At 73.0% G+C, this 21,441-nt stretch carries 19 protein-coding genes; 12 read left to right on the top strand and 7 right to left on the bottom strand.

Annotated features, from left to right (window positions below; all coding sequences use genetic code 11):
• Positions 1 to 206 precede the first annotated feature (206 nt).
• The 3 genes from AC3IF3_RS24520 (at position 207) to AC3IF3_RS24510 (ending at position 4,312) form a co-directional block, all read left to right on the top strand.
• The gene (locus AC3IF3_RS24520) at positions 207 to 1,535 is read left to right on the top strand and encodes an AmpG family muropeptide MFS transporter (protein ID WP_489230635.1); all 1,329 of its coding nucleotides are present in this window, start codon (positions 207 to 209) and stop codon (positions 1,533 to 1,535) included.
• A 176-nt stretch (positions 1,536 to 1,711) separates the two neighbouring features.
• The gene (locus AC3IF3_RS24515) at positions 1,712 to 3,034 is read left to right on the top strand and encodes a DUF2778 domain-containing protein (RefSeq protein ID WP_489230634.1); all 1,323 of its coding nucleotides are present in this window, start codon (positions 1,712 to 1,714) and stop codon (positions 3,032 to 3,034) included.
• A gap of 228 nt (positions 3,035 to 3,262) precedes the next feature.
• Positions 3,263 to 4,312, top strand: a complete 1,050-nt coding sequence (locus tag AC3IF3_RS24510; RefSeq protein WP_243967348.1) for an HpcH/HpaI aldolase/citrate lyase family protein — start codon at positions 3,263 to 3,265, stop codon at positions 4,310 to 4,312.
• Positions 4,313 to 4,503: 191 nt separating this feature from the next.
• Here AC3IF3_RS24510 and AC3IF3_RS24505 read toward each other — a convergent pair whose 3' ends face one another.
• Complete coding sequence (locus tag AC3IF3_RS24505) at positions 4,504 to 5,487, bottom strand: GlxA family transcriptional regulator (RefSeq protein WP_489230633.1); 984 nt, start codon at positions 5,485 to 5,487, stop codon at positions 4,504 to 4,506.
• A 52-nt stretch (positions 5,488 to 5,539) separates the two neighbouring features.
• Here AC3IF3_RS24505 and AC3IF3_RS24500 point away from each other — a divergent pair, with 52 nt between their 5' ends.
• From AC3IF3_RS24500 to AC3IF3_RS24485, 4 genes are read left to right on the top strand one after another with little or no spacing between them, the layout of a single operon-like run.
• Entirely contained in the window at positions 5,540 to 6,283 is a 744-nt protein-coding gene (locus AC3IF3_RS24500) for a DJ-1/PfpI family protein (protein ID WP_489230631.1), read from the top strand.
• The gene (locus tag AC3IF3_RS24495) at positions 6,280 to 6,678 is read left to right on the top strand and encodes a nuclear transport factor 2 family protein (protein ID WP_243967351.1); all 399 of its coding nucleotides are present in this window, start codon (positions 6,280 to 6,282) and stop codon (positions 6,676 to 6,678) included. The genes AC3IF3_RS24500 and AC3IF3_RS24495 overlap by 4 nt, the downstream gene beginning before the upstream one ends.
• A gap of 47 nt (positions 6,679 to 6,725) precedes the next feature.
• A complete protein-coding gene (hspQ, locus tag AC3IF3_RS24490; protein ID WP_243967352.1) occupies positions 6,726 to 7,064 on the top strand; it encodes a heat shock protein HspQ in 339 nt (112 codons plus the stop codon).
• A gap of 57 nt (positions 7,065 to 7,121) precedes the next feature.
• Positions 7,122 to 8,162 carry a DUF4424 domain-containing protein gene (locus tag AC3IF3_RS24485; protein WP_489230630.1) on the top strand — a complete coding sequence of 347 codons (1,041 nt, stop codon included), beginning with the start codon at positions 7,122 to 7,124 and terminating at the stop codon, positions 8,160 to 8,162.
• 75 nt (positions 8,163 to 8,237) lie between these two features.
• On the opposite strand, the gene AC3IF3_RS24480 is transcribed toward AC3IF3_RS24485, so the two are convergent.
• Positions 8,238 to 9,011, bottom strand: a complete 774-nt coding sequence (locus tag AC3IF3_RS24480; protein WP_243967354.1) for an invasion associated locus B family protein — start codon at positions 9,009 to 9,011, stop codon at positions 8,238 to 8,240.
• A 457-nt stretch (positions 9,012 to 9,468) separates the two neighbouring features.
• Between AC3IF3_RS24480 and AC3IF3_RS24475 the strand changes: the two genes are divergently transcribed.
• Both AC3IF3_RS24475 and AC3IF3_RS24470 read left to right on the top strand, forming a co-directional pair.
• Positions 9,469 to 10,722: an AMP-binding protein gene (locus AC3IF3_RS24475; RefSeq protein ID WP_489230629.1), complete on the top strand. Its 1,254-nt coding sequence runs from the start codon at positions 9,469 to 9,471 to the stop codon at positions 10,720 to 10,722.
• A 168-nt stretch (positions 10,723 to 10,890) separates the two neighbouring features.
• Positions 10,891 to 11,235 (top strand): hypothetical protein, encoded by a 345-nt coding sequence (locus tag AC3IF3_RS24470; RefSeq protein ID WP_489218633.1) that lies wholly within the window; start codon positions 10,891 to 10,893, stop codon positions 11,233 to 11,235.
• Between the two features lie 49 nt (positions 11,236 to 11,284).
• On the opposite strand, the gene AC3IF3_RS24465 is transcribed toward AC3IF3_RS24470, so the two are convergent.
• Positions 11,285 to 12,499, bottom strand: coding sequence for a UbiH/UbiF family hydroxylase (locus AC3IF3_RS24465; protein WP_489230628.1), 1,215 nt, complete (start codon positions 12,497 to 12,499; stop codon positions 11,285 to 11,287).
• 143 nt (positions 12,500 to 12,642) lie between these two features.
• Positions 12,643 to 13,527: an alpha/beta fold hydrolase gene (locus tag AC3IF3_RS24460; RefSeq protein WP_243967358.1), complete on the bottom strand. Its 885-nt coding sequence runs from the start codon at positions 13,525 to 13,527 to the stop codon at positions 12,643 to 12,645.
• 98 nt (positions 13,528 to 13,625) lie between these two features.
• On the opposite strand from AC3IF3_RS24460, the gene recG reads away from it, so the two are divergent.
• Both recG and AC3IF3_RS24450 read left to right on the top strand, forming a co-directional pair.
• A complete protein-coding gene (recG, locus tag AC3IF3_RS24455) occupies positions 13,626 to 15,842 on the top strand; it encodes an ATP-dependent DNA helicase RecG (RefSeq protein ID WP_489230627.1) in 2,217 nt (738 codons plus the stop codon).
• A 293-nt stretch (positions 15,843 to 16,135) separates the two neighbouring features.
• A complete protein-coding gene (locus tag AC3IF3_RS24450; protein WP_489230626.1) occupies positions 16,136 to 16,459 on the top strand; it encodes a hypothetical protein in 324 nt (107 codons plus the stop codon).
• 81 nt (positions 16,460 to 16,540) lie between these two features.
• On the opposite strand, the gene AC3IF3_RS24445 is transcribed toward AC3IF3_RS24450, so the two are convergent.
• Positions 16,541 to 17,338, bottom strand: a complete 798-nt coding sequence (locus tag AC3IF3_RS24445; protein WP_243967362.1) for a DUF502 domain-containing protein — start codon at positions 17,336 to 17,338, stop codon at positions 16,541 to 16,543.
• Positions 17,339 to 17,468: 130 nt separating this feature from the next.
• The gene (locus AC3IF3_RS24440; protein ID WP_489230625.1) at positions 17,469 to 18,404 is read right to left on the bottom strand and encodes a sugar kinase; all 936 of its coding nucleotides are present in this window, start codon (positions 18,402 to 18,404) and stop codon (positions 17,469 to 17,471) included.
• Between the two features lie 632 nt (positions 18,405 to 19,036).
• Between AC3IF3_RS24440 and AC3IF3_RS24435 the strand changes: the two genes are divergently transcribed.
• Positions 19,037 to 20,062, top strand: coding sequence for a PAS domain-containing protein (locus AC3IF3_RS24435; protein ID WP_243967364.1), 1,026 nt, complete (start codon positions 19,037 to 19,039; stop codon positions 20,060 to 20,062).
• Positions 20,063 to 20,208: 146 nt separating this feature from the next.
• Here AC3IF3_RS24435 and AC3IF3_RS24430 read toward each other — a convergent pair whose 3' ends face one another.
• A complete protein-coding gene (locus tag AC3IF3_RS24430; protein WP_243967365.1) occupies positions 20,209 to 20,631 on the bottom strand; it encodes a Ros/MucR family transcriptional regulator in 423 nt (140 codons plus the stop codon).
• Between the last annotated feature and the right edge of the window lie 810 nt (positions 20,632 to 21,441).

Here is a 21,441-nt window from a genome sequence, read left to right as displayed (position 1 = left end):
GCTCCCGTCCGGCCGGCGATCCCGGTGCCGCTGCTTACAGGGGTGGGCGGGCGGCGCCCAGCGCCCCGGGCGGGCCTTGGCGAGCGACCTTGCGGTGTAAGCGATGCCGCGCGCGCCTTGCGGGAGGCCCGGTGCGACGGCTCCGCGCGCGTTGCACCGCGCGGCCGGATCTGCTCTCTCCCCCACGCAGCTCAGGAGAGGCGTGGATGGCAAACCCGGCGCAGGTCACCGGCGCGCCCGACCCGGTGAAGTCCGACACCAACGCCTTCCTGAAGCCCCTGTTCACCGACCGGCGGGTCATGGCGGTGCTGGGGCTGGGCTTCGCCCAGGGCATCCCGTTCCTGCTCGTCTACGCCACGCAATCGGCCTGGCTCGTCCAGGCGAAGGTGCCGCTGGCCACCATCGGCCTGATGAGCGAATTGACCATCGCCTACAAGTTCAAGTTCCTCTGGGCACCGTTCCTCGACCGCCACGACCCGCCGCTGCTGGGGCGGTGGCTCGGGCGCCGCCGCGGCTGGATCGTCGCCACGCAGATCCTGGTGGCGCTGGCGCTGGCGGGGGTGGCCTTCGGCGACCCGGCGCACTGGCTGGCCTGGACCGTGGCCTTCTCCCTGGCCCTCGGGGTGGCGGGGGCCACGCAGGACGTGGTCATCGACGGCTGGCGGATCACCGCCGCGCCCCCCGCGCAGCAGGCGCTGATGTCGTCCTGGTCGGAGATCGGCTACCGGATCGGCAACCTCGCGGCGGGCGCGGGCGCCCTGTACCTGTCCGACGCCTATGGCTGGCGCGCCGCCTACCTGTGCATGGCCGCGCTGATGGCCCCCGGCACCGTCGCGGCCCTGCTCGCCCCCGAGCCCCCCGCCCCGGCGACGCCGGCGACGGGCGGCTTCGTCGAGACCGTCTGGGCGCCGATCCGCGACCTCCTGGCCCGGCTCGGGCCGCTGGCCGTGCCCGTGCTCGCCCTGGTGGCGGGCTTCCGGATGCCCGGCTACGTGTCGAGCGCCATGGCGATCCCGCTGTTCAAGACGCTGGGCTACTCCAACACCGACATCGCCACGGTGACCAAGCTGTTCGGCTTCTGGATCGCGCTCGGCGGGACGTTCCTGGCGAGCGCCATCATCCCGCGGATCGGCATGATGGCGAGCCTGCTCGTCGGCACGGTCACGGCCTCCGCGTCGCACCTCGCCCTGGCCTACCTCGCCTGGCACGGCGGCCATGGCGGGGCGGCGTTCTGGACCTTCGCGGCCACCGTGGGGATCGAGGGCTTCGCCTACGCCTTCGCGTCGATCGTGCTGATCACCTACATGTCCCGCCTCTCGGCGACCGCGCATGCGGCAAGCCAGTACGCCCTGCTCACCTCGCTCTGCGCCCTGCCCGGCAGCCTGCTCGCCGGGGTCTCGGGCTTCGTCATCGAGCGGACCGGCTTCCCCTGGTTCTTCGTCGGCACGTCGCTGATCGGCGTGCCGGTGGCCCTGCTCTGCCTGCTGGTCGCGCGCCGGCACGGGCCGATGGAGGCCGCCGAACAGGAGCCCTGAACGCGTATTCGCCGCGGCGTGCGCGTCTTCAGCAAGACTTAACCATAAGGCCGCTTAATGGGGCGGACGGTTGAAGTCCTCCCCAGACGGGCAACCCAGGCCACGCGCGCGGAACAAGCCTCCGCGGGCGAACGGCGGCGGCTGCCCACGGGGAAGCGCGTGCGCGAGTTCCCCGAATGGCCCAGGCTGCGTCGTCCCGAACTGCGGACCCCCGAACTGCGCACCCCATGGCGGAGCCCGCCCGGCGGACGGCGCCCCCGCGGGTCGTCTATGTCGAGACCGCCTACGATCCCGTCGCCCGCACCCGCACCCCCTATCCCAGCGCCATGCGGCGCGCCCGCCGCCGCACCCGGCTGACGGCGATGATTGCCCTGACGGCGGTGAGTCTGTCCGGCTGGGCGATGCTCGCCGGGCCGCCCGCCCCCGACGAGCGCGCGCCCCTCGCCGCGCCCGCGCTCCGGCTGGCGCTGGCCACCGCCCCGCACGCCGCGCCGCAGCCGAACATCGCCTGGATGCTCGATCCGAGCCCCGCCCTGGGCTCCGGTGCGGCGATGGCCTTCGGCACCGAGGCGCTGCCGACCGAATTCCAAGTCGCCACGCAGATCGCCACCCAGGCCGCCACGCAGATCGCCGCATCCGAGCCGTCCCCGGCGATCCGGGAGATCGCACGGCAGGTCGCCGGCGCCGAGCAGGTCAGGGCGGCGCAGATCCGGACCGCGCGGGCCCCGGTGGCGTCGCCCAGGACGACGGTCGCCGAGGCGACCTCGGCCCCGCTGCGGCTCGCCGCGGCCGAGCCGACGCCGGCCGCCCTCGTCCCGCTCCCGGTGGCCCGCCCGCCGGAGCTGCGGCGTCCCGCCCCCGCCCCCCGGGTGGCGTCCCGCACCCTGCCCCGCACCCGCGACGTGTTCCGCGCCGCCATGGCGGAGGAGCCGTCCTTCTTCGAGAAGCTGTTCGGCGTCGGCGCCGCGGCGCCAGGTCCGGAACCCCGCCAGGCCCTGGCCTATGCCAGCCCGGACGCCCTGCCGCGCGAGGCCCCGCGCACCCGGATCAGCCCGGCGCCCGACTCCGTGGCCGGCACGGCGGTCTACGACATCAGCGCCCGCACGGTGACGCTGCCCTCCGGCGAGGTGCTGGAGGCCCATTCCGGCCTCGGCGAAGCCATGGACAACCCGCGCTTCGTCCACCTGCGCATGCGCGGCTCGACGCCCCCCGGCACCTACGCGTTGACCGAGCGCGAGAGCCTGTTCCACGGGGTGCGGGCGATCCGCCTCACCCCGGTCGGCGGCAGCGGCGCGGTCCATGGCCGCGACGGCCTGCTCGCCCACACCTACATGCTGCGTCAGCCCGGCGCCTCGAACGGCTGCGTCTCGTTCCGCGACTACAACCGCTTCCTCCAGGCCTTCCTGCGGGGCGAGGTCCGGCGCCTCGTGGTCGTGGCCGGCAGCGGCGACTTCTTCGGCCGGATCGGGATGAGCGACCGCGGCGGCCGGCGGGGCTAGGGTATGGTCACGGGATCCCAAAGGGCGAGCCCTTTGGTGGGGTGTCGGGGTGAAACCCCGACGAACGGCTCTTCCACCCCCGCTCGGGGGTGGAAGAGCCGTACAGCAAGGCTCTGCCCTGCACCCGCCAAAGGACTCGTCCTTTGGAATCCAGGATCGGGCCCGATTGCAATGCGATCGGGATCGGCTCTAACGGGGGCGGACGCCAGCCCTGACAAGAGGCACCCGATGAAACTGCCCCGCCGCTTCTTCCAGCCCCTCGCCACCGGCGCGCCGGCCCCGTTCCGCGAATTGCCGGTGCGGCTGGAGCGGATGATCCACTTCGTGCCGCCGCACAACGACAAGGTCCGCGCCCGGGTGCCGGAGCTCGCCGGGACCGTCGACGTGGTTCTGGGCAACCTGGAGGACGCGGTCCCCGCCGACCAGAAGGAGGCGGCCCGCAAGGGCTTCGTCGCCATGGCCCAGGCCACCGACTTCGCCGCCACCGGCACCGGCCTCTGGACCCGGATCAACGCCCTCAACTCGCCCTGGATTCTCGACGACCTGTTCACCCTCGTCGCCGAGGTCGGCGCCAAGCTCGACGTGGTGATGGTGCCCAAGGTCGAGGGCCCGTGGGACATCCACTACATCGACCAGCTGCTCGCCCAGCTCGAGGCGCGGCACGGGATCGCCAAGCCGATCCTGGTCCACGCGATCCTGGAGACCGCCGAGGGCGTGGCCAATGTCGATGCCATCGCGTCGGCCTCGCCGCGGATGCACGGGATGAGCCTCGGGCCCGCAGATCTCGCGGCGTCGCGCGGCATGAAGACCACCCGGGTCGGCGGCGGCCATCCGGATTACCGGGTGCTCAGCGATCCCGCGGGCGACGCCCCCCGGGCCACCGCGCAGCAGGATCTCTGGCACTACACGATCGCCAAGATGGTCGATGCCTGCATGGCCAACGGCCTCAAGGCGTTCTACGGCCCGTTCGGCGACTTCTCCGACGGCGCGGCTTGCGAGGCGCAGTTCCGCAACGCCTTCCTGATGGGCTGCGCCGGGGCCTGGACGCTGCACCCGAGCCAGGTGGCGATCGCCAAGCGGGTCTTCGCGCCGGATCCCGCCGAGGTCGCCTTCGCGGCCCGGATCGTCGCGGCGATGCCGGACGGCACCGGGGCGGTGATGCTCGACGGCAAGATGCAGGACGACGCCACCTGGAAGCAGGCCAAGGTCATCGTGGATCTGGCGAAGCTCGTGGCCGCGAAGGATCCGGAACTGGCGGCGGTGTATCAGCTGGGGTGAACCCCCTCTCTCCCGAACCTACAAGGGGCACACATTTGCGCCGACGCGCTCTCCTCCCCCCTGTGGGGAGGAGTTGGAGGTGGGGGTGGTGCAGGCGGCACCGGAACGCTCGATCCTGCACCACCCCCACCCCTGGCCCCTCTCCTGGCGATCCCGGGCAAGCCCGGGATCGCCAGGGGAGGGGAAAAGCGCTAGCTCCCGAACCGCGCCCGATAATCCTGCGGCGTCGCCGCGACGTGCCTTAGAAAGCTGCGCCGCATCGTCTCCTCGGAGCCGAAGCCGCAGGTCCGGGCGATGCGCTTCACCGGCTGCGCGGTCTCGGCGAGCGCCCGCCGGGCCGCCTCCACCCGCAGGCGCTCCACGGCCTTGGCCGGGGTGAGGCCCGTCGCCTCGAGATAATGCCGGCTGAGGCTGCGTGCGCTCATCCCCGCCGCCGCGGCCAGCGCCGGCAGCGCGAGATCGCCCGACAGGTTGTCGGCGATGTAGGCGTGGAGCCGCCCGAACCGCTCCTCCCCCGCCTGCAGGGCGAGCGCCGCGCTGAACTGCGCCTGTCCGCCCGGACGCTTCAGGAACATCACGAGGTGGCGCGCCACCGCCAGGGCGAGGGGGCGGCCGAGATCCTCCTCGACCAGCGCGAGCGCCAGGTCGATCCCCGCCGTGACCCCCGCCGAGGACCAGACCGGGCCGTCGCGCACGAAGATCGGATCGGGCTCGACCCGGACCCGCGGGTAGCGCCCGGCCAGTTCGCCGCAATGATGCCAATGGGTCACCGCCCGCCGCCCGTCGAGGAGCCCGGTCGCCCCCAGCAGGAACGCCCCGGTGCAGACCGAGGCGACCCGGCGCGCCCGTCCGGCCCGCGCCCGGACCCAGGCCACCAGGGTGGGGTCGCCGCAGGCCGCCAGGATTCCGGGGCCGCCCGCGATCACCAGCGTGTCGACCGGCATGTCGTCGCCGGGCAGCGGCTCGGCCACCAGCCGCAGGCCCGCCGAGGTGGTGAGCGTCGGCTCGCCCGCCGCGATCACCCGCGGCGCGTAAGGTTGGCCCACGCCGCCGCGCTCGTTGGCGGTGGCAAACACCTGGAGCGGCCCCGCCACGTCGAGGAGCTGCGCCGACGGGAAGGCCAGCACCTCGACGGGCCGCGGCGCATCTGGCGAAAAACGAGGGCTCTTTGTCATTCGGGCCAGAGCGTGACGCGGTAGGGTCGCCCTGTCCACCCCGGAGGCTCCGATGATCCCGCCCGACACCCACCTGCAGATCGGCTCGCTCCTGTTCGAGGGGCTCGACCAGATCGACCTCACCGGCCCGTTCGAGATCCTGGCCCGGATCCCGAACAGCACCTACCGGATCTACGCGGCCACCCCCGATCCGGTGCGCGACGTGCGCGGCCTGCGGATCCTGCCGGACGCGACCCTCGACGCCGCGCCCCGGCTCGACGTGCTCCATGTCCCGGGCGGCCAGGGCCAGGAGGCGCTGATGCGCGATCCGGCCGTGCTCGGCTGGATCCGGGAGCAGGCAATGGGCGCCTCCCACATCCTCTCGGTCTGCACCGGCGCCCTCCTGCTGGGGGCGGCCGGCCTCTTGGTGGGGCGCCGGGCGACCACCTACTGGAACGCGGTCCACCTGCTGCCCTTCTTCGGGGCCGAGTCGGTGGATGCGCGGGTGGTGATCGACCGCGACGCGGAGGACCGCACCTGGGTGTTCGCGGCCGGCGTCACCGCGGGGATCGACGGGGCGCTGCGCCTCGCCGCCGAACTGCGCGGCACGGAGACCGCGCAGGGCATCCAGCTCGGGATGCAATACGCCCCCGAGCCGCCCTTCGACAGCGGCACCCCCCGGACAGCCCCGCCGGCCGTCGTGGCGCAGGCGCGGGCGCGGGCCGCCGACCTCACCGCCCGGCGCGAGGCCACCGCCCGGGCGATCGCCGCCGAACGCGGCATCCGGACCCCCCAACCCGCAGGAGATCTCCGATGAACCTCACCCATGTCCGCGCCTTCGCGGCCGCCATGCAGGCCAAGGATCCCGACGGCATGCTGGCGCAGATGGCCGACGGCGTCGTGCTCAACACGCCGCTCGCCGCCGAGCCCGTGCGCGGCAAGGCCGCGATCCGGCCGGTGGTCGACGCGCTGCTCGCGACGATCGACGCCTTCGAGATCCGCGAGATCCTGGAAGGGCCCGGGCGGGCCGCCGCGTATTTCGGGGCCTCGGCCGGCCCGCACCGGCTCGACGGCGTGGACGTCTGGCGCCTCGATGCGGCCGGGCTGATCGCCGAGATGAGCGTCCTGTGGCGGCCGCTGCCCGCGGCGCTCGCGGTCCGGGACCGCCTGGCCCAGGCCGCCGGGACGGGGGGATCCGCGCCCACCCGGTGACAGGCCCCGTCATCGGACCTATCTGTCCCGTCAGGACGGACTGAACCATGACGGACGTAACCCTGAGAACCGCCAAATTCGCCATCGGCGCCGTGGTGCGCCACCGGATCTACCCCTTCCGGGGCGTCGTGTTCGACGTCGACCCGGTCTTCGACAACACCGAGGAATGGTGGATGTCGATCCCCGAGGAGGTCCGGCCGCGCAAGGACCAGCCCTTCTACCACCTGCTGGCCGAGAACGCCGAGACCGAATACGTCGCCTACGTGTCGGAGCAGAACCTTCTGCCCGACACGTCGGGCGAGGCCCTGCGCCATGCCGGGATCGCCGAGATGTTCGTGCGCGACGCCGCCGGCGCCTACCGGATGCGCGCCCGCGCCACGAACTGACCGGGCTCGTAAAGCTTCCGACACGGGCGGCGCTTTAGCCTCGGTCCGACGGCCGCCGTGCCGTCGGACGAGTTCGCCGCCATGCCCGCCAAGCCCCGATCCGCCGCCGCGACACTCCTGGCCGCGGCCCTGCTCTGCGCTCCGGCCCGCGCCAATGACAGCGCTGCCGAGCTCGATGCCGGCGGGCTGGTCCTGGTGCCGGAGCCGGGGATCGCCCTCGCCAGCGAGGATCTGTCGATCGGCCTCGACCGGATCGACGTGTCCTACGTCTTCCGCAACCGGGTGGATGAATCGCGCACGGTCCGGATCGCGTTCCCGCTGCCGCCGATCGATGGCCGCCTGCTCAGCGCGTCCGCCCTCAAGCTGCCGCAGCCCGAGCGGGCGAACTTCGTCGGCTTCACCGTGACGGTCGACGGCCGTCCGGTCGAGCCGGCGCTGGAGGAGCGCGCCTTCGTGGGCGAGCGCGAGGTGACGGACCTGCTGCGCCGCCACGGCCTGCCGTTCAACCCCCTGCGCTTCGCCGACCTCGCCGCCGCCGAGAAGCGCCTCGGCCAGGCGGACTGGGCTGAGCTGGTCAAGGCCGGCCTGTTCCCCGAGGGCGCGGGCACGACCGAGGCGCCGAACGATGGGCCGATCGAGGGGCTGTGGCGCAGCGAGGCGAAGTTCCACTGGTTGCAGACCTTCCCGCCCGGGACGGAGGTCCGGATCGCCCACAGCTACGCCCCGGTCAGCGGGTTTCACCTCCTCGATCCCAAGGAAGCCGCCCGCGCCGGTTACCGAGCGACCTACTGCCTGGACGGGGCCGGGCTGGCGGCGATCCGGCGCCTGCACGGCAGGGCCCCGAACGCGAGCGGCCACCTGCGGGCCTTCGTGGTGCCCTACATCGTGACCACCGCGCGCAACTGGGCCGCGCCGATCGGGCGCTTCACGCTGACGGTGGACAAGGGGACGCCGGACGCGGTCGTGAGCTTCTGCCGCACGGGCGTCCGGAGGATCGGACCCACCACGTTCCGGTGGGAGGCCCGGGACTACGTGCCCGACCACGACCTCCGGATCCTGATCGTCCTGCCCGGTCCGGGCCCGATGGGAATCCGTTAGCCCATCGGCGGCCGCGAACGCGAAAGGGCCGGACCTGCCCGGTCCGGCCCCCGCGGGTCGCGCGCTGCGCGGCGGTTACTTCGCCGCCGGGGCGGCACCGGCGGCCGGGGCGGCGCCGCCCTGCTGCTCGAGCTTCTTGCGCATGTCCTCGGAGCGCTTCTCCAGCTCCGCCTGGAGCTTCTTCTGCTGCTCCTCCAGGACCTTCGGGTCGATCGCCGGGCCGTCGAAGGCCTTGCCGAAGCCGGCCAGCGGCACCGCGAAGGTGACCTCGCGCTGGGTCTGGTTCTGGACCGAGACGTTGAGGGTCGTGCCCTTCTTCATCGCCGCGACGACGCCGGCATCGACGCCCCCGGCCTCGGCGAAGCAGCCGTTCGGGAAGCAGACCGCGAAGCGGCCGGGCGTGCCGGCCTGGCCGTCGACGTTGAAGCGGATGCCCGGCTGCAGCAGCAGGCCGAGCGGCAGCAGGTAGCGCACCACGCGCACCTCCTGCTTCTGGGCGGCGTTCTTCATCTCGTAGACCGCCACCGCCAGCACCGGCTGGCCCTGGTCGGACACGAAGTCGCGGGTCGTGTAGCAGATGTCGGTGCCCGAGCCCTGGTCCTTGCCGCAGACCTTGGTCCAGTCGGCCTGGCTCGGCTCGGACTTCACCGCCACGATCTGCGGGCCGGTCTGGGCCGCCGGGGTGTTGGCCGCCGGGGTGCCCGGCGCGGCCGGTGCCGGGGCGGTCGGGGCGGGCGCGGTCGGGGCGGGCTTCTTCGGCTGCGCCAGCGCCGGAGCGGCCGCGAGGCCGAGGCCCGCGAGACCGAGGAGGGCGGCGCGCACGTGCGGCGCGGGGCGGGTGAAGGACATCGGCTCTGACCCCTTGGACGAGATGTGGTGTGCGGCGAACTTGCAGGATGCGGAGCCCGCCTGGCGGCAGGTCCCCCGGACCGTCCGGGCGCGCGCCGCCGTGGCGTGCCTCCCGGAACTCCGGATGAATCGGTCCGGCCATCGGGGGGGACGGGCGCCCGGATGCGCGCAGTTCCCGCCCCGGCGACCGGGCGGCCTGCCTTTCCCCTGGAATGAGGCGAAGGCATGACACCGCGGCCTGGCGGGCCTCTCGGGGCCTTCCGGGCCGCGGCCGGCCCCCCGATAGGCCCGCGCCCGCCCGGCCGCAAGCGCGGCCTTGCAAGCGCGACCTCGCACGAGGGCGTGATCGGTCCGGCCCCTTTGGCCCGGCCGGCCGTCACCCTCCGGTCTTAGCGGTTGGTTAACCGTAATCGGCCGACCATGCCGGCGGATCTGCAGTATCGGTGGGGGCGGTGGGTTGAGCGCGTTCGCGGTGGCGGAGAGGGCGGCCCGTGCCGCACCGGACGCGTCCGCGCGATCCGCCGGCCTGCCCGCCCGCCTGGTCGCGGCGGCGCGTTCCGCACCGGAGCGCACGGCGCTGCGTGATTCGGGCGACCGGGCCGCGTGGTGCGGGCGCCCGCCGATCACCTGGACCTACGCGGCCGCCTCCGAGATCGTCGGCCGGCTCGCCCGCGGGATCGGCGCGTGGCGGCTCCCGCCCGGCAGCCGGATCGGAGTGTGGTTCTCCGGCGGTGCGGAGGCGGCTCTGGCCCACCTCGCCGTCGAGGCGGCCGGCCATCTGCCCTGCGCGATGCCGGCCGGCTGGGATTCCGCGCAGCTCTCCGCCGGGATCGAGGCCGCCGACCTCCTGGGCGTGCTGACCGAGGGCCGCCGCGGGGCGCGCCGGCCCGCGGAGGAACTCACCCACGTGGCGATCCGCCAGTTCAGGCTGCGCTATCTCGCCGCCTTCGGCCCGGGCGTGCCGGACGGCGTGATCAGCCTCGACGCGATGGCGCTGGAACGCGGCGTGGCCGAACCGGTCGCCAGCCGCGGCCTCGTGACCTTCGCGGACGGCGATCCGGAGCGGCCGGTCTACCGCACCGCGGCGGCGCTCGCCGCGGCGATCGCCGCGCATCTCGACGTGCTGCCCCTGGCCGCCGACGAGCGGATCCTGACGCTCCTGCCCGCCCACGACCTGCGCGGCCTGGTGACCGGCCTCGGCGCGGCCCTGACGGCCGGCGCTGGTCTCGAGACCGTGATTCCCTTCGAAGCGGCCGGCTTCGGATCCGCCCTGCTGCGCCCGGTGCCGACCCGGCTCGTCGTCCCGGCCGTGGCCCAGGCCGCCCTCGCCGCCCTGCCCCTGCCCTGGACCGTGCGGACCCTCAACGTGGTGCATCGGGCGCCCGTGGACCTGGGCCTGCGGGCGGGCGCCGAGGCCGGCGCGCCGCCGCGCCTCGAATCCCTGGTCTTCCGCGAGGATGCGGTGCTCACGCGCCCCGGCCTGCGCGATCTCGCCGCGACCCTGGCCTATCCGGAGCGTGCGCCCCTGCCCCGGGCCCTCCTGGCCATCGCCCGCGACGCCGAGGGGAACCTCACCTATCGCGGTCCGGCCTGCGCGGCCGCGCCGCTGCCCCGCGGCGCGATCCCCGAGACCGACGCCGAGACGTGGCGGAGCGCGGGCTATCGCCCGATCCTGTCGGGCGGGACCGCCGTGGCCGTGGAGAACGCCTGAACGGTACCGGTCCCCCCGGCCGCGGTTCATCCGGCGCTCAGGCGCCGTGGGTAGTCTCGCATCTGCACACGGACCGACGGATCCGATCCGCCCCCTCGCGGGTTCTGCAAAGGATTGTGGTCACGGCTACCTTTCCAATCCGTGCCGGATGGAGTACCGCTCAAGCTTATGGGTGCGCTGCAACAAGTGCTCGTGGTCGACGACGGCGTCCGTGCCGTGGACCGTTCCCTTTCGGGCGAGCTGGCCAGCCTCGGCTACGCGAGCGTGACCGCCTCCATGGAGGCGGCCGACGACGTATTGGCCGTGATCGCACGGCCGGCCGCTGTGCTGCTGCAGGCGCCGACCCGCCGGGATCCCGCCTATGCCCGCCGCGCGGCCAGGCTGCGCGCCCAGCTGCGCGATCGCGGCATCCCGGTGATCCTCATCGGCGATTCCGCCGAACCCCGGGCCGGCGGCCCGGTCGACCTCGCGACCCGCCTCGGCGCCTACGTGACCGCCCAGCCGGAATTCTGACGGAGTCCCGGCGGGATTCCGACCCGGCCCGCGGAGCCGAGCGGCCCGGTCAGCGCGCCGCGCGCATCAGTTCCGGTGCGCCGAGCCGCGGCAGCACCCCCTCCCGCATCACCAGCCGCCGCAGCGGCCCGAGCTGCGCCATCGCCAGCAGGCCGAGGCCCCGCAGCACGTCTACCGGCAGCAGGTCGGTGAGCAGGCTGCGGTTGAGCAGATCCACCGCGGCGGTGCGCGCGGCGGTGTCGACGCGGCGGGCACGGGCGTAGCCGTCGAGCACCGGGCGCGAGCCGGGATCCCGTGCGTCCCGGGCGGCGCCCAGCACCACGTCGCGCAGGGTCGCGGCGTCGCGCAGGCCGAGATTGAGCCCCTGCGCGCCGATCGGCGGGAAGACGTGGGCCGCCTCGCCGATCAGGGCCAGCCGCTGCGCCACCGGGCGCGCCACCGCGAGCCCGCGCATGGGCACGAGGCCGCGGGGTCCGTCGACCCGCATGGCCCCGAGCATCGACCGGGCCTGCCGCTCCACCGCCAGCCCGAGATCCGCGTCGTCCAGCGCCGCCAGCCGCCGGGCCGCGGTCTCCCCGGTCACCCAGACCAGGCTGGAGCGGTGCCCGCCCGGCAGCGGCACCAGGGTGAACGGGCCGGAGCGGGTGTGGAACTCGGTGGAGACGTCCCGGTGCGGGCGGTCATGGGCCAGGATCGTGGTGAGCGCGCTCTGCGGGTAGGTCCAGTCGCGCACGCGCAGGCCGCTGGCGGCCCGGAGCGGCGAGCGGCCCCCGTCGGCGCCGACCACCAGCCGAGCCTCGACGGTGCCGCCCGCCGCCAGGGTGATGCGGGCGGCCGCCTCCCCGGGGGTGGTGCCGGCGACATCCGCCTCGACCAGGGTGAGGTTCGCTTGGGCCCGGGCGCGGGCGCGCAGGCTCTCGACCAGGCGGGCGCTCTCGACGTTCCACCCGAAGGCGTCGAGGCCGATCTCGGCGGCCTGGAAGCGCACGGGCGCGGGCCGGAACAGGCTGCCGGTGTCGTCGATGATCTGCAGGGTGCAGAGCGGGCTCGCCAGCGGCGCCACCGCCGCCCAGGCGCCCAGCGCCTCCAGGAAGCGCACCGACCCGTCGAGCAGCGCCACGGTGCGCCCGTCCGCCACGGGGGCGTGGCGGCCGACCAGGGCCGTCGGGATGCCCTCCCGGGCGAGGCTCAAGGCGGCGGCGAGGCCCGCGGCCCCGGCCCCGACCACGGCGACGTCGAATCGAACTGCGCGCGTGTCGGACATGGCTCCCTGCACGGTTGGCCCGCTCACCGGACCCGAGCGGCGCGGCGACGGGCTCTATCTGCGCCTTTTCGCGCGCCTGCCAAGGGCGGCCGGCTCCGGCCCGCGGGGCCACGGCGCCGCAGCCCGGTCCTCCGGCGTCCCGCTCAGGCGAGGAACGCCGCCAGCTCCGAAACAACCGCGTCCGGCCGCTCCTCCTGGAGGGTGTGGCCGCAATCGAGCGCCCGGCCGGAGACAGCGGTCGCCTTCTCGCGCCAGGTCGCCAGCACGTCGTAGGTCTGGCCGACCACGCCCTTCGCCCCCCAGAGGGCCAGGAGCGGCGCCGTGATGCGCGCGTCCGCATCGGCGGCGTCGTGCTCCAGGTCGATCCCGGCCGCCGCCCGGTAATCCTCGCAGATCGCGTGGCGGCAGGCCGGGTCGGCATAGCAGCGCAGGTACTCGGCGAAGAGGTCGGGCGGGGTCGAGCCGGGGGTCTTCGACTGGCCCTCGACGTGGTGGCGCAGGAAATATTCCGGATCGGCCCCGATCAGCGTCTCCGGCAGGGGATGGGGCTGGATGAAGAAGAACCACCAGAAATAGCGCGTGGCGAAATCCTTGTCGGTGCGCGCGTACATGGTCGCCGTGGGGGCGATGTCGAACACCGCCAACCGGTCCACCGCGCCGCTATGGTCCAGGGCCAGCCGGTGGGCGACGCGGCCGCCCCGGTCGTGGCCGACCACGGCGAAGCGCTCGTGGCCGAGCGCCCGCATCACCGCCGCCGCGTCGGCCGCCATGGCGCGCTTGGCATAGGCGGCGTGGCGCGCCCCGCCCGGGGGTTTTGACGAATCGCCGTAGCCGCGCAAATCCATCGCCACCACGGTGCGATGCTCTGCGAGACGCGGGGCGACGTGGAGCCATGTGGACAGGGTCTGCGGGTGCCCGTGCAGGAGCAGCACCGGTGGCCCGGCGCCGGCCGAGCGGGCGTGGATCGTCACCCCCGGCGCGGTCTCGATCCGGTGCCGGCCGAAGCCCGGCAGGAAGTCGCTGGCCATGGGATCGATCTCCGGGGTCGGTCGCCATCACGACGCACTGGCGCGCCGGGATGCACCGGATGATAAGGCGCCTCCGGCACCATGTCCGCCGTACCGCCATGACAGATGCACGCGCGCTTCAGGACGCCGCCCCCCGGGACGCGGCACCGAACGACCCCGAGGCGCCCGGGGGCGAGGCCGTCCGCGCGCCCGCGCTCCGCCCGAGCCTCCTCGATCCCCTGTTCGCCCCGGCCCGCACCCTGCCGGGCATCGGCCCCAAGATGGCCCCGCTCATCGAGAAGCTGCTCGGCACGCCGGAGCGCGAGGCCCGGGTCGTGGACCTGCTGTTCCACCTGCCCCAGGGCGGCGTGGCGCGGAAGCTCATGGGCTCGGTCGGCGAGGCGCCGGTGGGCGAGCCGGTCACCCTCGGCGTCACCGTGGTAGAGCACCGCCCGGCCCAGATCGGCTCGGGCAGGCGCCCGCACCGGGTGGTGGTGGAGGATGCCTCCGGCCACGACATCACGCTGGTCTTCTTCGGCATGCCCCGCCCCCGGGTGGAGAAGATGCTGCCGCTCGGGGCGCACCGCTACATCACCGGCCGGATCGACCTCTGGGACGGGACGCGCCAGATGGTCCACCCGTCCCGGATCGTCGACGAGGCGGGCCTGGCCGAGCTCCCCGCCGTCGAGCCGGTCTATGGCGCCACCGAGGGGCTGACCTCCCGGGCGATCAACAAGCTCGCGGTGGCGGCCCTCGACCGGCTGCCGGTCCTGCCGGAATGGCAGGATGCGGCCTGGCTGGAGAAGAACCGTCTTCCGGCCTTCGCGGACGCGCTGCGCGCCGAGCACCGTCCCGAGGAGGCCCCGCCGAAGGCCGAGGACCCGCTCCAGCCGCCGCCCGCGACGCCGTCCCGCAAGCGGCTTGCCTACGACGAACTCCTCGCCTCGCAGCTGGCTCTGGCCCTGCTGCGCGCCCGCCAGCGGCGCAAGGCCGGCCGGGTCAATGCCGGCGACGGCGCCTTGAGTGGGCGCATCGAGGCCGCCCTCCCCTTCGCGCTGACCGGCGCCCAGGCCCGGGCGGTGGCGGAGATCCGGGCCGACCTCGCGGCGCCCCGGCGGATGCTGCGCCTGCTCCAGGGCGATGTCGGCTCCGGCAAGACCGCGGTGGCTTTGCTCGCCCTGGCCTCGGCGGTGGAGGCCGGGCGTCAGGGCGCGCTGATGGCGCCCACCGAGATCCTGGCCCGGCAGCATTTCGAGCGGCTGAAGCCGCTGGCCGGCTCCCTGCGCCTGCGCCTGATGACCGGCCGCGACCGGGCCGCCGAGCGCAAGAGCACGCTCGCCGACCTCGCCGCGGGGGAGATCGACATCCTGGTCGGCACCCACGCCCTGTTCCAGGAGGCGGTGACCTTCCGCGATCTCGGCCTCGCGGTGGTGGACGAGCAGCACCGGTTCGGCGTGCACCAGCGCCTCGCGCTCGGCGCCAAGGGCGAGGCGGTCGACTTCCTGGTGATGACCGCGACGCCGATCCCCCGCACCCTGGCGCTGACCTTCTTCGGCGACATGGACGTCTCGGTCCTCGACGAGAAGCCCGCCGGCCGGCAGCCGATCCGCACGATCACCCTGCCCACCGAGCGGATCGACGAGGTCGTGGCCGGCCTCGCCCGGGCGATCGCCGGGGGGGAGCGGGTCTACTGGATCTGCCCGCTGGTGGAGGAATCCGAGTTCATCGACCTCGCCGCCGCCGCCGAGCGTTTCGACGACCTGCAGAGGCATTTCGGCGCCGCGGTCGGGCTGATCCACGGCAAGATGCCGGGGCCCGAGAAGGACGCCGCCATGGCCCGGTTCGCCGCCGGGGAGACCAAGCTTCTGGTCTCGACCACGGTGGTGGAGGTCGGCGTCGACGTGCCCGAGGCCACCATCATGGTGATCGAGCACGCCGAGCGGTTCGGGCTGGCGCAGCTGCACCAGCTCCGCGGCCGGGTCGGGCGCGGCTCGAAGGCATCCTCGTGCCTGCTGCTGTACCGGGGGCCCCTCGGGCAGGTGTCCCGGGCGCGGCTCGAGATGATGCGGTCGAGCGAGGACGGGTTCCGGATCGCCGAGGCGGACCTGAAGCTGCGCGGCGAGGGCGAGGTGCTCGGCACCCGCCAGTCGGGGCTGGCGGCGTTCCGGCTGGCGCGGATCGAGAGCGACGGCGCCCTGCTGGAGGCCGCCCGCGACGACGCGCGGATGATCGTGGAGCGCGATCCAGGCCTGAAGAGCCCCCGAGGGCAGGCCCTGCGGGGGCTGCTCTACCTGTTCGAGCGCGAGGCCGCGATCCGGCTGATCGGGGCCGGGTGACCGGCGCCGTTCAGGAAAGCCCCCTGTTCAGGAAAGCCCCGCATTCAGGTGCGATCCCGCACCCGGTGCCGCCTGATCGGTGATCCGATGCAGCGATGTCACAGCCGTCCTGAAAAAGCGTTGCGGATCAGTGCGTTATCGGATTCCGGCGGAAGCTTTGCCGCCTCCGTCGAAGCCGCGGGCGAGCCGCCGGCAAGGGCCGCGACCTTGCAACAGCCACAATCTTCCCTTAACTGCAGATGAACGAATGGCCCGGTAAGCCGGGACATCACGGACGAATCTGGAGGACGAACATGTCGAACGGACTGTTCCAAAACCTGCCGGGCTCAAACGAGATGGCCGGCATCCAAGCCCTGCCGACCGAGCCCTGGCTGCTGCCGATCACGGATCGCGCCGCCGAGGCCGCGAGCCGGACCGCGGAGGATCTGCAGGCCGCCGTGCGGCGGGCGGCGCGCCCCTTCTGGATGGCCGCCAACGGCCTGTGCATGGCGCTGGGTCTCGCCCTGGTCCTGCAATGCGCCACCGGCTGGATGCCGACGGCGCACCGCGGCACCGTGACGGTGGCGCAGGCGACCCCGCCGACCATCGCCCCGCAGACGGCCTCGCTGCAGCGCTGAATCCGTCGATCCCCGTGACGCATCGGAGGGCCGGCCCGCATACGCGGGTCGGCCTTTTTCATGGCCGGCGGCCCGCCGCCGTCACGCGTCCTGCGGCTCCCGCCGCGGTGCCGGTCCGCCCGCCTGGTGGGCCGCCCGCAGGGACGCGGCCATGCCCTGGAGCCGGGCCTGCGGATCCTCCGGCTGGATCACCCCCGCCGACATCACCAGCTTGGCCGCGTCGTCGACGCTGATGGCGAGCTCCACCACCTCGGCCCGGGGCAGGTAGAAGAAGAACCCCGTGGTCGGGTTGGGCGCGCAGGGCAGGAACACCCCGACCAGCTCGTCCGCGGCCGCCCCCCGGGCCCGGAGCGGGCCCTCGACCTCGGGGGCCGCGGGGGCCGACACGAACACCACCGACCACGTCCCCTTCACGGGGAACTCCACCAGCCCGACGGTGCGGAACGAGGTGCCGTTGGCCGAGAACAGGGTCTCGAAGATCTGGCGCAGGCCCTTGTAGAGGCCGGAGATCACCGGGGTCCGGGCGAGCAGCACCTCGCCGAACTCGATCACCGAGCGGCCGACGAGGTTGGCCGTGAGGAAGCCGAGCAGCGTCACCGCCAGGAACGCGATGACGAGGCCGAGGCCGGGAATCGAGAACGGCAGGTAATGGTCGGGCAGGTAGCTCGCCGGCACCAGCGGCTTCACGAAGGAATCGATCAGCGCGATGAACCACCACGTGATGTAGGCGGTGATCGCCAGGGGCCCGGCCACGATGATGCCGGTGAGGAAGTAGGTGCGCAGCCGGCCCCGGGTGCTGACCCGGGTCTTGGGTGCGCCGCCGCCGGGCGCGGGGGCGTCGGGCTCGGGGACCTGGATCGGCGGGGGACTCGGCGCCACGGCTGCCCTCTCGGCCGCTCGACGCGCGGCGATCCTGCTGCGGGGGCCATCCCCCGATGGCACAGGTAGCGGCTGCGCTTGCCCGTCTCAAGGGCGCCCCGCCCCGGGCGGCGGCACGCGCTCGCCGCCGTCAGGCCCCCGCGCCGGAGAACGCGCGGTCGAGGGCCGGCATCGCGTCCCGGGGGATCACGGCGCCGCGATGCCCGATCACCGCGCCGGCGAGGCGGTGCGCCCGGGCCGCGGCCGCCTCCGGGGCCAGCCCGGCGATGCGGGCGGCGAGGTAGCCCGCGGCGAAGCTGTCGCCCGCGGCGGTCGTGTCGACCACCCGTGCCACCGGCCCGGCCGGCACCGCCACGTCGGATCCCCCGTGCAGCACCCGGGCGACCGGCTCGGGTCCGCCCGAGGCCTTGAGCACGATCTCGGCCCGGCCGCGGTGGCGCAGCACCGCGTCCTCCCCCGCCGCGCCGAACAGCCAGTCCAGATCCTCCGCCGAGGCGAAGATCAGGTCGGCCTGCGCCAGGGCCGTCCGGAACGCGGCCTGGGCGATGTCCCGGTCGGGCCAGCCGCGGGGCCGGTAATTGGTGTCGAAGGCGACGCGTCCGCCCCGGGCGCGCAGGGCCGCCAGGGTCTCGGACAGGGCCGCGCGGCCGGCCTCGCCGTAGAGCGAGAGGCTGATGCCGGAGAGGTAGACGAGGTCGTATGCCGCCAGGGCGGCCCGGGTCCCGGCGGCCCCCGGTTCGGCGAACAGGTCCCGGGCCGCGGCCCGGTCACGCCAGTAATGGAAGCTGCGCTCGCCGGCCTCGTCCGTGCGGATGATGTAGAGGCCCGGCATCCGCCCCGGCAGCCGGCGGACCCGGTCGAGGCCGATGCCCTCGCGTGCCCAGGCCGCCGCCATCTCGGCGCTCCAGACGTCGTCGCCGAGGGCGGTCACGTAATCGACCGCGACGCCGAGGCGGGCGAGGTAGAGCGCGGTGTTCAGGGTGTCGCCGCCGAAGCCGCGGGCGAGGCTCCCGTCCGGGCGCTCCGACAATTCGACCATGCACTCGCCGATGCAGGCGACCTTCATGTGGCTCCTCCCGGTGTGCCGACCCGCTCCCCACCGTCCGGCCCGGCTCGGCGCCCCGGGGCGCTCGTGCGGGCGTCGGCGGGAACCGGGCGGCGCACGTGCTTATATCCGCGCCGGATGATGTTGTCTCGCGTGTGCATCTGCCGAAAGACACCTGTCATGAATAGGTATTTTCAATATTCAATGTGGAATTGTTTCGGAATATATTGATGGTCATCGGGCGGATGTCATTGCGACAAGACTTATGAATCTGTTTCATGGGTTGGAAACTGCGCGGTTTAAGCCTGCTTTAGTGCGTGCCGCGGTAAGGGCCTCCCTTGTCCGATCCGAACGCATGCCGGCCGCGGCGTCTCATGCCGGACGGGCGCCGGGGTCCGCTCGCGTGAGGGAGATCGCGGTTCACGGGTTCCGTCTCCTGCACGGAAACCATGTCCGAAGTTCAGGCCTGCGCTGGCGTCGATCCAGCAACCGGTTTCCACTGTTGCGAGGCGGTTGACCCTGTGAAATGCTCGCCGGTGCCGAACGTGTTCCGAGTTCCGGGCGCGTCCTGAATCTTGCCGCGCCATCGATTCGTCTGTCGCTCGGTTCGAGGCCGGCGAGAATCATCTGTCGAATGCACCGGGTTCTCTGGTATGTTTCATTCCGCTCTCAGTGCCCTGACGTTCTCGTCCGGAGAGTTCCTGACCATCACCGAAGGTCGGGGCATCAGCGGCGCCTGGAGCTGGGTTTTCGCCGGCGGCGAGCAGGTCTGGTCCCCGGGCTTCTACCGCCTGCTCGGCCTCGTCCCCAATGCCGCGAAGGCGCATTACGAACTGCTGCTCTCCCTGGTCCATCCGGATGACCGGCCCCTGATGCCGTCGCTCGCCGATGTCTGGCAGGGTCATGTCCCGCGGGAGGCGATCGTCCGGGTGCTGCGCCCGAACGGCACGCAGCGCACCCTGTCGCTGACGATGGAGATGCGCTTCTCGGCCGAGGGGCGGCCCGTCGCCGTCAACGGCACGGCCCTCGACGTGAGCGACCGCGAGCAGCTGGCCCATGCGCGCCACGAGGAGCGGCGGCGCCGGGCGGCGCTCTACCTGACCGAGCGCATCGCCACCTTCTCGATGGGGCTCGACCGTGTCCGCGAGCTGCCCTTCGAGATGGCGCAGGTCCACGGTGTCCCGTTCGAGGAGATCTGCATCAACCCCTTCCTGCTGATCGTTCCCGGGGAGCGGGCGGCCTTCCGGACGATGGCCGAGGAGCATATCGAGCAGCAGACGGTCTACCAGGGGACCGCCCATGAGCGCCTCGCCGACGGGGAGCTCTGGCACTTCCGGATCCTCACGATGCCGGTCTGGGATCCCGACGGAACCTATCTCGGCCGGTGCGGTCTCAAATACCCGGTCGGCGCCGGCGCGCGGGTTCCCGTGCCCCTCCGCGCGGGTCTGGAGCAATCCGTGACCGGACACCACCTGCGCGCCGCGCGGGCGCTGCTCGACTGGTCGATGATGGACCTGGCTCAGGCGAGCGGCCTGTCGCACTCCACGGTCCGGCGCCTGGAGGACGACAGCGAGCATCGCGGGAGCCGCTCCCGTCTCCACGCCGTCGAGGCGCTCCGCCGCGCGGGGGCCCGCTTCGTGGCCATGGACGACGGAACCCTGGCTGTGGCGCGGGCCTGAACCCGACCGCCGCGATCCGCGAGGCCGATCGGGCGGCCCCGACTTCGGAAAGGCGGAGTCCGGAACGTCCCGCGCGCGCCGTCCGGATGCGACGCACCGGCGGCGGCCGGATCGGGCCGCTGCCGGTGGCGAGGCGATCGCGCCTCTCAGGCCGCCTTATGGCCGAGCTGGATCGCCTTGGCGATCTGCGACCGCTTGGCGGCGTAGCCCGGGGCGACCATCGGGTAATCGGCCGGCAGGCCGTACTTGGCCCGGTAGCGCTCGGGCGTCAGGCCGTGGGCGGTGAGGTGGCGCTTCAGGGTCTTGTAGGACCGGCCGTCGATGAAGCTGATCAGGCCATCGTGCTGGATCGAGGCCTCGATCTGGGCCGCGCTCGGCCCGGTCCAGCCGGCGCCCGAAGTGCCGTTCTGCAGGACCGAGATGGCCGTGTGAACCTGATCGATCAGAACAGGCAGGTCGCCGACACCCACCGCGTTCCGAGAGACATAAGCCGCGACCAGAGAAGCCGTGCACTTGATCAGGTCCGTATTCGGATCTGAGGTCTTTTCGTACAGATCGATGGTGTTCATGGAATCCCCCGGTTACGCGAAGAAGCAAAACGATCCGACAGGAGACGGAAGACCGACGATGCGATCGGCATTCCCCCATCCGTACCCTGTCGAACTGCTTCGGATATGCCAAAATTGGCGCCTTACAATACAAAAAAGGCATGAAATGTCTAGGGTTTATCTTAGGATACACTCTGAACATATTTTGCTCGGACGCGTAAACATGAGGTTGTCCGGCGGTGAAGTCGCAACAATTATTGCGCACCTTCGGGGATTGAGCGGCATCACCCGCGCGATGACTTCAAATGCCCATGCGATGACCGGCTGTGGGCGCGCGAATCAGTCCCGGAGACGCGGTCCAACCGTTCGCTGCGGGGCCCCGACCGTCGGCGCAATGGCGCATAGGTTTGTGTCGCCGCGGCCGCTACCGCTTCGGCCGCGCGGTAGCGCGTGCCGGGCGGCGTGTTCGTGCCCGCACGCGTCTCGAGCATCGAAGATGCGGATAATATTTCGAAGGCAATTGTATTTATTGTAGAGATGTTGGGACGTTTGCCGATCCATCAGTCTAAGGCCGACCCGGCATCCGGCGGTCAGACCGGCCGTCGAGCCCCGGTGTCCGCACGGCGATATAGTATTTTGGATGCACCTGAAGCCCCGCCCCGCGGGTCCGGCGATCCCGCGGGGCGGTCGCGGGCAGACGGGTGCGCAGGCCGGCGGGCAGACCGGAATTGCGACGGGCGGCGCCGGTCCGCCGTCGCGCCGGGTCCTGCGGTGCGTCCGATCTTCAGAGATCGTTAAGATGATCCGCGTCTCGGTCGCGGGCGCGGGCGT

The organism is Methylobacterium sp. J-118 (genome assembly GCF_057836565.1).
This window is presented reverse-complemented; position numbering and strand designations above follow the sequence as displayed.